Source organism: Cellulosimicrobium funkei, assembly GCF_900155925.1.
In the GTDB taxonomy this organism is placed as follows: Bacteria; Actinomycetota; Actinomycetes; order Actinomycetales; family Cellulomonadaceae; genus Cellulosimicrobium; species Cellulosimicrobium funkei.
Map to the genome: position 1 here is coordinate 592,372 of NZ_FTMI01000002.1, position 12,648 is coordinate 605,019.

The 12,648-nt window shown below is 74.7% G+C and carries 13 protein-coding genes; 2 read left to right on the forward strand and 11 right to left on the reverse strand.

All coding sequences use genetic code 11. From position 1 onward, the window contains the following. Position 1: 1 nt before the first annotated feature. Entirely contained in the window at positions 2-853 is an 852-nt protein-coding gene (gene modA / locus BXA05_RS06855) for a molybdate ABC transporter substrate-binding protein (protein WP_083711593.1), read from the reverse strand. Next, positions 850-1,254, reverse strand: coding sequence for a TOBE domain-containing protein (locus BXA05_RS06860; protein WP_074803402.1), 405 nt, complete (start codon positions 1,252-1,254; stop codon positions 850-852). The genes modA and BXA05_RS06860 overlap by 4 nt, the downstream gene beginning before the upstream one ends. A gap of 68 nt (positions 1,255-1,322) precedes the next feature. On the opposite strand from BXA05_RS06860, the gene BXA05_RS06865 reads away from it, so the two are divergent. Next, positions 1,323-1,811, forward strand: a complete 489-nt coding sequence (locus BXA05_RS06865; protein ID WP_244550398.1) for a GNAT family N-acetyltransferase — start codon at positions 1,323-1,325, stop codon at positions 1,809-1,811. Between the two features lie 117 nt (positions 1,812-1,928). On the opposite strand, the gene BXA05_RS06870 is transcribed toward BXA05_RS06865, so the two are convergent. From BXA05_RS06870 to BXA05_RS06890, 5 genes are all read right to left on the reverse strand, one after another. Then, on the reverse strand, positions 1,929-2,504 hold the full coding sequence (locus tag BXA05_RS06870; protein WP_211435833.1) for a DoxX family protein: 576 nt from the start codon (positions 2,502-2,504) through the stop codon (positions 1,929-1,931). A 153-nt stretch (positions 2,505-2,657) separates the two neighbouring features. Beyond that, positions 2,658-3,416, reverse strand: a complete 759-nt coding sequence (gene narI / locus BXA05_RS06875; protein WP_143311074.1) for a respiratory nitrate reductase subunit gamma — start codon at positions 3,414-3,416, stop codon at positions 2,658-2,660. Beyond that, the gene (gene narJ / locus BXA05_RS06880; protein ID WP_083711597.1) at positions 3,413-4,168 is read right to left on the reverse strand and encodes a nitrate reductase molybdenum cofactor assembly chaperone; all 756 of its coding nucleotides are present in this window, start codon (positions 4,166-4,168) and stop codon (positions 3,413-3,415) included. Before narJ ends, narI begins: the two co-directional genes overlap by 4 nt. Next, the gene (gene narH, locus BXA05_RS06885) at positions 4,165-6,033 is read right to left on the reverse strand and encodes a nitrate reductase subunit beta (protein ID WP_083711599.1); all 1,869 of its coding nucleotides are present in this window, start codon (positions 6,031-6,033) and stop codon (positions 4,165-4,167) included. Before narH ends, narJ begins: the two co-directional genes overlap by 4 nt. Before the next feature lie 55 nt (positions 6,034-6,088). Beyond that, positions 6,089-10,018: a nitrate reductase subunit alpha gene (locus tag BXA05_RS06890; RefSeq protein WP_244550399.1), complete on the reverse strand. Its 3,930-nt coding sequence runs from the start codon at positions 10,016-10,018 to the stop codon at positions 6,089-6,091. A gap of 225 nt (positions 10,019-10,243) precedes the next feature. Here BXA05_RS06890 and BXA05_RS06895 point away from each other — a divergent pair, with 225 nt between their 5' ends. Beyond that, positions 10,244-10,753 carry a MogA/MoaB family molybdenum cofactor biosynthesis protein gene (locus BXA05_RS06895; protein WP_076404422.1) on the forward strand — a complete coding sequence of 170 codons (510 nt, stop codon included), beginning with the start codon at positions 10,244-10,246 and terminating at the stop codon, positions 10,751-10,753. 108 nt (positions 10,754-10,861) lie between these two features. On the opposite strand, the gene BXA05_RS06900 is transcribed toward BXA05_RS06895, so the two are convergent. From BXA05_RS06900 to moaC, 4 genes are read right to left on the reverse strand one after another with little or no spacing between them, the layout of a single operon-like run. Continuing rightward, complete coding sequence (locus BXA05_RS06900) at positions 10,862-11,098, reverse strand: MoaD/ThiS family protein (RefSeq protein ID WP_076404423.1); 237 nt, start codon at positions 11,096-11,098, stop codon at positions 10,862-10,864. A 3-nt stretch (positions 11,099-11,101) separates the two neighbouring features. Next, positions 11,102-11,395, reverse strand: a complete 294-nt coding sequence (locus BXA05_RS19305) for a DUF6457 domain-containing protein (RefSeq protein WP_083711603.1) — start codon at positions 11,393-11,395, stop codon at positions 11,102-11,104. After that, positions 11,392-12,123 carry a molybdenum cofactor guanylyltransferase gene (gene mobA / locus BXA05_RS19310; protein WP_244550400.1) on the reverse strand — a complete coding sequence of 244 codons (732 nt, stop codon included), beginning with the start codon at positions 12,121-12,123 and terminating at the stop codon, positions 11,392-11,394. Before mobA ends, BXA05_RS19305 begins: the two co-directional genes overlap by 4 nt. After that, on the reverse strand, positions 12,120-12,590 hold the full coding sequence (gene moaC / locus BXA05_RS06910) for a cyclic pyranopterin monophosphate synthase MoaC (RefSeq protein WP_076404643.1): 471 nt from the start codon (positions 12,588-12,590) through the stop codon (positions 12,120-12,122). The genes mobA and moaC overlap by 4 nt, the downstream gene beginning before the upstream one ends. Between the last annotated feature and the right edge of the window lie 58 nt (positions 12,591-12,648).

A 12,648-nucleotide genomic window follows, 5' to 3' on the forward strand; every position in this document is an offset into this window, starting at 1 on the left:
GTCACGGTGCGTCGGGCGCGCCGAAGCCCGCGGCGGCGAGCGCGGCCTGCCCGGCGTCGCCGGTCATGAGGTCCACCCACGCCTGCGCGAGCGCGACCTGCTCCGGGCCGGCGTCCTCGGCCGCCGCGACGAGCGCGATCGGGTAGACGTTGAGCGCGGCGCTCGTCTCGGGCACGTCCACGACCTCGACGTCGTCGCCTGCGAGCGTCGCGTCGGTGACGTAGACGAGCCCCGCGTCGGCCTCGCCCGCCGTCACCTTGCCGAGCACGTCGGTGACGCTGGCCTCCTCGCTCACGCGGTGGACGGTCACGCCCGCGGCCTCGGCGACGGTGTCGGTCGCGCTGCCGCACGGCACCTGCGGCGCGCACACGACGACCCTGACGTCGTCGCGCGCGAGGTCGGCAAAGGTCTCGACGCCCGCGGGGTTCCCGGGCGGCGTGACGATCGTCAGCGTGTTCGTCGCGAACGCGACGGGGTCGGCGGCGTCCCCGGCGTCGACGACGCGCGCCATGGAGCGCTCGTCCGCGGACGCGAAGACGTCGGCCGGCGCGCCGGCGAGGATCTGGTCGCCCAGGTCGGACGACCCGGCGAACGACAGCGCGACGGTCACGCCGTCGTGCTCGTCCTCGAAGTCCGACGCGAGGTCGGTGAACACGTCGCGCAGCGACGCCGCGGCGAGCACGGTGAGGGTGCGGTCCTCGGCCGTCGTGCGCGCGGGGTCGGGGGCGGCGCCGTCACCGGTCCCCGCGCCCGTGGCGCACGCGGAGAGGCCGGCGACCAGGGCCGCCGCCGCGAGCGCCGCGAGAGGGCCCCGGGCGCGGCGGCGGGTCGTCGTGCGGGCGGACGCGCTCACGCGGCTCCTCCGGGGGTCTCGACGATGACGGTCGTCGCCTTGACCACCGCGACGGCGAGGCTGCCGGGCTCGAGCCGCAGCTCGCGCACGGCCTCCGTGCTCATGAGCGACACGACGCGCTGGCCGCCGCAGAGCATCTCGACCTGGGACATGACGGTGTCGCTCACGACGTCCGTCACGATCCCCACGAACCGGTTGCGCGCCGAGCGGGCGACGCCCGACGGGTCCGGCGTCGGGTGCGACTGCGCGACGGCGAACCGCGCGAGCTCCGCGCCGTCGACCACCTTGCGCCCGGCGTCGTCGGCGCTCGCGGCGAGGTCCCCGGCGTCGACCCAGCGGCGGACGGTGTCGTCGCTGACCCCGAGCAGGCTCGCGGCCTCGCGGATCCGAAAGTGCGGCATGATGGCCAGATTAGACCCGCATGTGCGGAGCGTCATCCTGGTATCGACCGGTGTGGCACCCTCGACGCGTGAGCGAGACGACCACCCGGGACGACGTGCGCGTCGTCGTGGAGGACCCGACGACCCCGGACGTGCTGGCGCTGCTGCAGGAGCACCTGGACGACATGTACGCGACGTCGCCGCCCGAGAGCGTGCACGCGCTCGACGTCGAGCGCCTGCGCGCGCCGGACATCACGTTCGTCACCGCGCGGTCCGCGGACGGCGGCCTCCTCGGGTGCGGCGCCCTCAAGCAGCACGACGCGACGCTGGGCGAGCTCAAGTCCATGCGCACGACGGCGGCCGCGCGGGGCCGGGGCGTCGCCGCCACGGTCCTCGCGCACCTGCTCGACGCCGCACGCGACCGCGGCCTCGACCGCGTGAGCCTGGAGACAGGCACCGAGGACTACTTCGCGGCGGCGCGACGGCTCTACGCGCGCCACGGGTTCGTGCCGTGCGAGCCGTTCGCCGACTACACCGACGACCCGAACAGCACGTACCTGACGCTCTCGCTCGCCTGACGGGGCCGCCCTGCACCGGGGTAGAACCTCCGGTCGCGAGGTAGAGCCCGCCGCGCTCTACGTCACGACCGGGGGCTCTACCTCGCGACCGTGCGGTGGCGGGGGGAGCGCCACGCGTCACGCGTCGAGGCGCAGGCGCGCGCCGAGCGCGACGGCGGCGACGACGGCCGCCCCGGCCACGAGGACGAGGTCCTTGAGCACGTACTGGCCCATCAGGGTCATGCCGTGGCCGAACAGCTCGTCGGCGAACAGCACGATCGGCGAGAGGATCCCAGCCAGCGCGACGGCGAGCGCGAGCAGGCCCGCGCGGAGCAGCCGGCCGGTGAGGAGCGTCAGACCGATGAACGTCTCCAGGACCGCGGTGAGGAGCACGGCCGCGGTCCCGCCGACGAGGCCGAGCGTGAGCGTCTCGACGGTCCGGGCGGCGATCGCTTCCGCCGGGCTCGCGCCGGGGAAGAACTTGAGGACGCCGAAGCCGAGGAACACGAGGCCGAGGGCGACGCGCAGGGCGGGCACGGACCAGCGGGTGAGGACGCGCGCGGTCGCGGCGACGGCGGCGTCCGCCCGGCCCGCGAGACGCGCGGGCACGAGGGCGGCGCGACGGCGGCGGGCGGGCGTGGCGTGTGCCGCCGACGGCGCGGACGGGCGGGTGGCGCGGGGACGACCGGCGGTCGTCGGGGCGGTGGTGGACATGCGGGAACCTCTTCCAGGGACGGTCGCGGTCGGGGTTGACCGCCCCGGGAGGGAGGGCGTCGCGGGGCGTCGTGTGGACGACGTCGGGCCGAATTCACCCGCCGGCGGGCGTCGACCCGGGCCACCCGGACCGGCCGGACCAGGCCTTCGGGGTCAGCGCGAGCGCGGGCGCTCCGAGGGGTCCCAGCCCGGGCGCGGGGCGCGCGCGGCGACCGACGCGTCGCGCGAGCGGTACACGACGTACGGGCGGAACAGGTACGGCACCGGGGCGGAGAACGCGTGCACGAGCCGCGTGAACGGCCACAGGATGAACAGCAGGTTCGCCGCGACGATGTGGAGCTGGAACGCCGCGGGCACGCCCGCCATGAGCTCCGGCTGCGGCTGGAGGTACCAGAGCGAGCGGAACCACGGCGAGATGGTCTGGCGGTAGTCGTACCCGAGCCCGTCGGCGAGGAGCTGCGTCTGCACCGTGGCCCACGACCCGAGCAGGATCGACGCCGCGAGGAACACGTACATCGTCTTGTCCATGCGCGTCGTCGCGCGGAAGACGGGCCCGGACGTGCGGCGGCGGTAGATGAGGATGAGCAGGCCCGCGACGAGCACGACGGCCGCGACCGACCCCATGTACGTCGCGACGAAGTGGTACGCGACCTCCTGGATCCCCACCGCCTCCGTCCACGACTCCGGGATCACGAGCCCCATAAGGTGCCCGAGGATCACGAACAGCAGGCCGAAGTGGAAGAGCGGCGAGCCGAGCCGCAGCAGCCGCTTCTCGTAGAGCTCGCTGGACCGCGTCGTCCACCCGAACTTGTCGTACCGGTACCGCCAGATCGAGCCCACGACGAACACCGCGAACGTCACGTACGGGAACACGACCCACAGCAGGACCTCTCCGGTGCTCACCCCGCTCATCGCACCGCACCTCCCGTCCGGTCGGGCGCGCCCGTGCCGTACGGCTCGAGCGCGAAGGGCTCCATGCCCACGAGCTCGGCGGGCGGCCCCGCCGTCACGAGCTCGACGTACCGCTGCTGCGTGCGCTCGTCGAGCGGCGGCAGCGTGAGGCACACGGCCTCGACGACCCCGGTCCAAGGGCTGCGCGCGCTCTCGAGCGCCGTGCGCAGCACCTCGATGCCGTCGCGGTGGGACGCGAGCAGACCGGCCGCGATCGTCGCGTCGTCGCCCGTGGTCCGGGCCGAGAACTCGAGCACCGTCGGCAGGTAGTCGGGGAGCTCCGAGCCCGTGACCTCCCACCCGGCCGCGCGGTACGCCTCGACGAACGCGACGAGCGCCGTCCCGCGCCGGCGGGTGTCGCCCGCCGCGTAGTACGAGAGGTACATCGAGCACTTCCGCTTGAGGTCGAACGTCGCCACGTACCGCGCCTGGAGCTCGCGCAGGCCCGGCCCGCCCGGCGTCGTGAGCACGTCGCAGAAGTCCTCCAGGCGCTCGCGGACGGGGCCGGGCAGGCCCGGGGCGGACGCGCGGACGGCGTCGACCGCGCCGAGCACGTCCTCGTCGGGATAGGCGAGCAGCAGCGACGCGGCCATGTGGGCGGTGCGGCGCTGGGCGGCCGACGTCGCGACGGGGGCCAGGTGGTCGGGCTGCGGTCCCCGAGGTCGTGCCCCGGGCCGCAACGCGGGGGTCGGGAGCAGGGAGCGCGCCCTCATCGGGTGCCCCCGTCGGGCTCGACGCCGGGACCGCTCCCGGGCGCGGGGCCGCCCGCCGGGCCACCCGCCGGACCGCCGGGCCCCGGTCCACCCGGCGGCGGGGGGCCGGGAATCGTGTCGTGCCGCGCGTCCTGGCGCCCGCCCGGCAGCGAGCCCGGGCCGCCCGGCGTGACGCCGCCGGGGGCGCCCGACACGTCGCCCGGCTCCGGCCCCTCGTCCGGCGGGAAGAGGCCGGGCGGTCGGCCGTTCCCGTCCCAGTTGAGGAGGTTTACGCGGCCGGGGGTCGAGGGCCCGTAGGGCGAGTCCGCCGTCTGCCGCGCCTGGAGCACGTGGAAGTTCTCGACCGCGACCGGCACCGGGCTCCCGGACGTCTCGCCGAACGGGCCGCCGCCCGTGAGGCCCATGCCGCCCATGCCGGGGCCGCCGTCGTAGTCGAGGGAGCACGACAGCTCGTCGAGCTCGCGCGCGATCTCGGTGTGCGCGGTCGGGATGACGTACCGGTCCTCGTACTTCGCGACGGCGAGCAGGCGGTACATCTCCTCGACCTGGGCACCGGTCATGCCGACCGCGGCCGCGGTCCGCTCGTCGGCCTCCCGGCCGAGGTTGATGTCGCGCATGTACGACCGCATGGCGGCCAGACGGCGCAGCACGCGCTCCACCGGGGCGGTGTCGCCCGCCGTGAACAGCCCCGCGAGGTACTCGAGCGGGATGCGCATCTTCGAGATCGCGGCGAACAGCGTGCGCCCGTCCTCGCCGTCGTTCCCGGAGGCGGCGACGACGTCGACGACGGGGGACAGCGGCGGGATGTACCAGACCATCGGCAGCGTGCGGTACTCGGGGTGCAGGGGCAGCGCGACCTCGTAGCGCGAGATCAGGTCCCAGATCGGCGAGCGCTGGGCGGCCGTGATCCAGTCGTCGGGGATGCCCTCGGCACGCGCGGCAGCCACGACCTCCGGGTCGTTCGGGTCGAGGAAGACGGCGCGCTGCGAGGCGAGGAGCTCGTGCTCGTCCTCGACGCTCGCGGCCTCGGTGACCTTGTCGGCGTCGTAGAGGACGAGGCCGAGGTAGCGCAGGCGTCCGACGCAGGTCTCGGAGCACACGGTCGGCAGGCCGACCTCGATGCGCGGGTAGCAGAGCGTGCACTTCTCGGCCTTGCCGGTCTTGTGGTTGAAGTAGACCTTCTTGTACGGGCACCCGGTGACGCACATGCGCCAGCCCCGGCACTGGTCCTGGTCGACCAGCACGATGCCGTCCTCGGCCCGCTTGTACATGGCGCCCGACGGGCACGACGCGACGCACGCCGGGTTGAGGCAGTGCTCGCAGATGCGCGGCAGGTAGAACATGAACGTCTTGTCCAGCTCCGTGGCCACGTGCTCCGACATGTGCTGGAGCACGGGGTCGTCCTGCATGGTCGCGGTCGAGCCGCCGAGGTCGTCGTCCCAGTTCGCGGACCAGGAGATGTTCATGTCACCGCCCGTGAGCAGCGATTTCGGCCGGGCGACGGGCGTGTGCTGCCCCTGCGGCGACGAGAGCAGCATGTCGTACTCGTAGGTCCACGGCTCGTAGTAGTCGTGGATCGAGGGGAGCTTCGGGTTGGAGAAGATCGTCGCGAGCTTCTTCAGACGGCCCCCGGCGCGGAGCTTGAGCCGGCCCTTCTTCGTCCTGACCCAGCCGCCCTGCCAGCGCTCCTGGTCCTGGTAGGTGCGCGGGTACCCGAGCCCGGGACGCGTCTCGACGTTGTTGAACCACACGTACTCCACGCCGGTGCGGTTCGTCCACGCCTGCTTGCACGTCACCGAGCACGTGTGGCACCCGATGCACTTGTCGAGGTTCATGACCATCGACATCTGCGCCATCACGCGCACGACCCCACCCCCTCCCGGCCGGCCGGCCCGAGGCCGCCTGCTGCGCCCGTCCGCGTCACGAGTACCGCACCTCCTGGCTCCGGCGCCGGACGACCGTCATCTCGTCCCGCTGGTTCCCCGTGGGCCCGAGGTAGTTGAACGCGTACGAGAGCTGGGCGTACCCGCCCGCGAGGTGCGTCGGCTTGAGCAGGATGCGCGTGAGCGAGTTGTGGATGCCGCCGCGCAGGCCCGACGTCTCGGCGAGCGGGACGTCGATCGTGCGGTCGGTCGCGTGGAACATGTAGACCGTGCCCTCGGGCATCCGGTGGCTGACGATCGCGCGCGCCACCACGACGCCGTTGCGGTTGTACGCCTCGATCCACTCGTTGTCCGCGACGCCGATCTTGGCCGCGTCGGCCGGGCTCATCCAGATGCCGGGGCCGCCGCGCGACAGCGACAGCATGAAGAGGTTGTCCTGGTACTCCGAGTGGATCGCCCACTTGTTGTGCGGGGTCAGGTACCGCACCGCGACCTCCGCGTGCCCGGCGGACCCCGGGTAGCCCGACGGCGAGGTGTCGCCCACGACGGGCGAGTCGCCGAACAGCCGGTGCATGTCGAGCGGCGGCCGGAAGACCGGCAGGTGCTCGCCGAGCTCGATCATCCAGTCGTGGTCGAGGTAGAAGTGCTGCCGGCCCGTGAGGGTGTGCCACGGCTTGAGCCGCTCCACGTTGACGACGAACGCCGAGTACCGGCGCCCGCCGTGCTCCGAGCCCGACCACTCGGGCGAGGTGATGACCGGGGTCGGGCGGGACTGGACGTCGGGGAACGTCACGCGCTTGCCCTGCTCGTCGCGGGCGAGGTCCGCCAGGGGCGTGCCCGTGCGGCGCTCGACGTGCTCGAACCCCTGCACGGCGAGGCGACCGTTCGTCGTCCCCGAGAGGGCGAGGATCATCTCGCACGCGTGCGTGTCGCGGTCGAGGCGCGGACGGCCGGCGGCGGGGCCGTCGGGCACGATCCCGTTGCGCCGGCCGAGGTCCGCGACCTCCGGCCCGGGCGAGAACTGCACGCCCTTGGTCGCCATGCCCGCCTTCTCGGTGAGGGGGCCGAGCGCGGCCATGCGCGCGGCGAACGCCGGGTAGTCGCGCTCGACGACGACGAGCTTCGGCATCGTCACGCCCGGCACAAGCTCGCGCTCCGTCACGGGCTGCCCCGAGTCGGTGAGCGCGCCGTGCGGGACGGCCATCTCGTCCGGGGTGTCGTGCGCGAGCGGGGCGGCGACGAGGTCCTCCCGTACCCCGAGGTGCGTCACCGCGAGCTCGGAGACCTTCGCCGCGACGGTGTGGAAGATGTCGAAGTCCGTGCGCGTCTGCCACGGCGGGTCGATCGCCGGGTTGAACGAGTGCACGAACGGGTGCATGTCCGTCGAGGACAGGTCGTGCTTCTCGTACCAGGTCGCGGCGGGGAGCACGACGTCCGAGAACAGCGTCGTCGACGTCATCCGGAAGTCGAGCGTGACGAGCAGGTCGAGCTTGCCTCGCGGCGCCTCCTCGCGCCACGTCATCGACCGCGGGCGCCGCTCGGGACCGGACTCCGCGGCGTTGACCGCGGCGTCCGTCCCCAGGAGGTGCTGGAGGAAGTACTCGTTGCCCTTGCCCGACGACCCGAGGATGTTCGCGCGCCACACCGTGACGACGCGCGGGAAGTTCGCGGGGTCGTCGGGGTCCTCGCACGCGAACCGCAGGTTCCCGGCCTTGAGCTCGTCGACGACGTGCTGCGCCGGCTCCTTGCCCGCCGCGCGGGCCTCGTCCACGAGGTCGAGCGGGTTGCGGTCGAACGTCGGGTAGCTCGGCATCCAGCCGCGCTGCGCGGACTCGACGAGCGTGTCCGCCGTCGTGCGCCCGGAGAACTGGCCCTGTGCGAGCGGCGACGCGAGCGCGTCCGCGGGCAGACCGTCGTAGCGCCACTGGTCGGTCGCGAGGTACCAGAACGCGGTGCCGATCATCTGGCGCGGCGGTCGCGACCAGTCCAGGCCGCCCGCGTACTGGGCCCACCCCGTGACGGGGCGGCACTTCTCCTGCCCCACGTAGTGCGCCCACCCGCCGCCGTTGACGCCCTGGCAGCCGGTGAGGGTGGTCAGCGCGAGCATCGCGCGGTAGATCGTGTCCGAGTGGAACCAGTGGTTCGTCCCCGCGCCCATGATGATCATCGAGCGCCCGCCCGAGTCGAGCGCGTTCTGCGCGAACTCGCGTCCGATGCGCGCGGCGGCCGCGGCCGGCACGCCCGTGAACCGCTCCTGCCACGCCGGGGTGGCGGGCGTCGCGTCGTCGTCGTAGCCGGCGGGCCACTCGCCCGGCAGGCCGAGCTCCGGCCGGTTCACGCCGTACTGCGCGAGCAGCAGGTCGAGCACCGTCGTGACGAGCCGCCCGCCGACCCGCCGCGCCGGCACGCCGCGCACGACGACGCCCGCACCGCCCAGGTGCGCGCCCGCGTCGTCGCCCGGGGCCGGGTCGAGGTCGAACCGCGGCAGCCCGACGGCGACCGTCTCGTACGAGAGCCCGGCCGGGGGAGAGCCCTGGTCCGCCGGGGTAGAGCCCTGGTCGGCAGGGGTAGAGCCCTGGTCGGGCGACAGCGGGCGCTCGGGGACGGTGTCGCGGCTGGGAGGCGTCTGGGGGGAGCCCCAGAAGACGCCGTGCGGGTCGGCGACCGAGAGCAGCGGGTCGATGTCGCCGAGGTCGAGGTTCCACCGCCCGGCGTCGGCCTCGCCGTAGCGGTGGCCGAGGCTCCCGTGCGGGACGCGCGGGGTGCCGTCCGCGTCGAGCACGACGGTCTTGAAGCGCGCGTTCGCCGAGCCGGCGCCGTCGTCGCCGGGGCGCCCGACGCCGTCGGGCAGGTCCGCCGCGGTGAGGAACTTCCCGGGCACGTACGTCGTGCCCGAGCCGTCGTCGTGCTCCTCGAGCACGACGAGGTGGGGGAGGTCCGTGAAGCGGGCCGCGTACTCCGCGAACTGCGGGGTGCGGCGCTGCGCGTAGTGCTCCGTGAGGATCACGTGGCCCATGGCCTGGGCGAGCGCGCCGTCCGTGCCCGGGTGCGGGGCGAGCCACTCGTCGGCGAACTTCGTGTTGTCCGCGTAGTCGGGCGACACGACGATCACCTTCTGGCCGCGGTAGCGCGCCTCGGTCATGAAGTGGGCGTCGGGCGTGCGGGTCACGGGGACGTTCGAGCCCCACATGATGCAGTACGTCGAGTTCCACCAGTCCGCGGACTCCGGGACGTCGGTCTGGTCGCCGAAGACCTGCGGGGACGCGACGGGCAGGTCGGCGTACCAGTCGTAGAACGACAGCATGGTGCCGCCGAGCATCTGGACGAACCGCGCGCCCACCCCGTGGGAGACCATCGACATGGCGGGGATCGGGGAGAACCCCGCGATGCGGTCGGGCCCGTACGCCGCGATCGTGTGCACGTGCGCCGCGGCGACGATCTCCGCCGCCTCGTCCCACGTGGCGCGCACGAGGCCGCCCTTGCCGCGCGCCGCCTTGTAGGCGCGGGCGGTGGCGGTGTCCGTCGTGACCTTGCGCCACGCGAGCACCGGGTCGCCCGTGGCGGCGCGGGCCGCACGGTAGGCGTCGAGCAGCGCGCCGCGCACGTAGGGGTAGCGCACGCGCGTGGGGGAGTAGGTGTACCAGGAGAACGCGGCGCCGCGGGGGCAGCCGCGCGGCTCGTACTCGGGCGAGTCCGGCCCCACGGAGGGGTAGTCGGTCTGCTGGGTCTCCCACGTGATGATGCCGTCCTTGACGTACACCTTCCACGAGCACGACCCGGTGCAGTTCACGCCGTGGGTCGAGCGCACGACCTTGTCGTGGGACCAGCGGTCGCGGTAGAACACGTCGCCCTGGCGGCCGCCCGTGAGGAACACCTGCCGCAGGTCGTCGGACACCGTCCCGCGTTTGAGGTGCTTGCCGAGCCGCAGCAGCGCGTCCTCGAGCGGGCCCTCCGACGTCGTCGTCATGCGGCGCTCCCGCCCCCCGGGGCGGCGGGGACCACCGGGCACCACCAGGGGTGGCGCGCCGGCGGCGACGACGGCACGGACAGGTACGACATACGAGCCTCCTGGGCGAGCAGGTGCGGCGGTCGGTCCACAGCCACTATGCCCAGGTCGCCTGGATCGTGCGCGGTGAGCGCACGCCGTGGTCCCGTCCCCGCCGGGCCGGGCCGGGCTCGCTACCGTGGCGCCATGACCGCACCCACCGGACGGCCCGCGGACGCGACCGTCGCCGTCGTCACCGTGTCCGACCGCTGCTCGCGCGGCGAGGCGGAGGACCGCTCGGGACCTCTCCTCGCGGGGCTGCTCGCGGCGTCGGGCTGGGCGGTCGTCACCGACCTCGTGCCCGACGGCGTCGCCCCCGTCCGCGACGCGGTCGCCCGGGCGGTCGCCGGGGGAGCGCGCGTCGTGCTCACGACCGGGGGGACGGGCGTCGGGCCGCGCGACCTCACGCCCGAGGGCACCCGCGAGGTGCTGGCGCAGGAGGTCCCGGGCATCGCCGAGGAGCTGCGTCGGCGCGGCGTGGACCACGTGCCCGCCGCGGTGCTGTCCCGCGGCGTCGCGGGGGTCGCGCCCGGCCCGCACGGGCGCGCGCTCGTGGTCAACCTCCCCGGCTCCACGGGCGGGGTGCGCGACGGCTGGGCCGTCCTGGAGCCGCTCCTGCCCCACGTCCTCGCCCAGCTCGACGGCGGCGACCACTGACGACCAGGCCGTCGGGGCAGGCCGACCAGGCGGTCGTGGCGGGTTTGGGGCCGTGACGAGCCAGGACCGCCTGCTCGGCACGGGGTGGGGTCGGCCGGGCGGGGTCAGTCAGCCGCCGGCGAAAGGGGGGAGGACGTCGACCGTCTCGTCCTCGGTGATCCGGGTGTCGTCGCTCGTCGCGCGGACGCCTCCCACGAGGAGCGAGCAGCGCGGGAGCACGTCGGCGAGCGCCGCGTGCCGGGCGACGACCGCGGCGTGCAGCTCGCCGACCGTCGTCGCGTCGACGGTCTCGGACTCGGTGCCGGCGGCGTCGCGCGCGCCGGCGAAGTAGCGGACGGTCGCCATCTCTCAGTCCTGCATCTCGGCCGGGGCCGCGGTGCCGGGCAGCTCGGGCTCGGGCGTCCACGCGAGCGCGAGCTCGGCGGCCCGGTCGAGCACGTCCTGCACGCTGCGGCCCGAACCGTCGTGCGCGGCGAGCCCGGCGACGTAGCCCGCGACGAACGTGGTGAGGGGCGCGGCGGGGCGCTCGATGCCGTGCGCGGCGTCGCGCGCGAGGTCGAGGACCGCGCCGATGTCGACGACCTCCGGGTCGACACCGAGGTCCTGCGCGAGCGCGTCGAACCAGCGTTCGAGGTTCGTCATCGTGGCCTCCTGCCGTCGTCGGGGGTGCCGGCGGGCGGGGCGCCGGGCACCGCGGGCGCGCCTGCGGCCAGGCGGCGCTCCTGCTCGCGGGCATCCTCCCACGTGTCCACGTCGTCGGTGGCGCCCGTGTCGTCGGGGACGCCGATCGCGGGCAGCCCGGCGAGCAGGCGCCGCACCGACGCGCCGTGCACGGTCGGCAGCGCGGCGAGCGCGGCGTCGAGCGCCGCGCGCTCGTACAGGCCGACGAGCCACTGCTCCCGTCCGTCGCGCACCGCGTGCACGGCGACCTCGCCGCTCCGGCGGCGTGCGGCGGCGAGCAGCGCGGGCACCGCCTCCGCGGCCCGCGGGACGTCGCACGCGAGCACGAGCACCCAGGGCGCGCGGCCGTCGTCGGGCAGGGCGGCGAGCCCGGCCGCGATCCCGGCGACGGGCCCCCCGAACGGCGGGTCCTCCCGCGTGCGGACGTAGCGCCCCGGGGCGGCGAGCTCGTCCGGCCCGACGACGACCGTCCGCGCCGCGCCCGCCGTCGCCGCAAGTGCGTGCTCCAGCAGCGGCCGACCCCCGACGACGAGCCCGGGCTTGGGCGTCCCGAGCCGCTCCGCCCGGCCCCCGGCCAGCACGACGGCGTCGAACGCGAGGGACGGTTCGGCACCCCGTGCGGGGATCGGCAGCTCGAGGTGCCGACCCGGCCCGTCGGGTGCCGACCCGTCGTCGGGCTGGGCCGTCACGGCTCGCGGTGCCAGTCGCCGGACTTGCCTCCGGTCTTGGCGACGAGACGGACGTCCGTGAGCTCGACGGACTTGTCGAGGCCCTTGACCATGTCGACGACCGCGAGCCCCGCGACGGCGACGGCCGTCAGGGCCTCCATCTCGACGCCCGTGCGGTCCGCGGTCCGGACGGTCGCGGTGACGTCGACGCCGTGGTCGCCCACGACGAGGTCGACGACGGCCCCGTGGACCCCGATGACGTGCGCGAGCGGCAGGAGCTCGGCCGTCCGCTTGGCGGCCGCGATCCCGGCGACGCGCGCGACGGCGAGCACGTCGCCCTTGGGGACGGTCCCGTCGCGCAGCGCGGCGACGACGTCGGGCGAGCACCGCACGGTCCCGGTCGCCGTCGCGGAGCGGACGGTCGGCTGCTTGGCGGTGACGTCGACCATCCGCGCGTGCCCGCGCTCGTCGAGGTGCGTGAAGCTCATGCCGCCACTCTCGCACGCGGCGCAGCGCGCGGCCCCACGCTCGAGGCCGGTCGCGGGC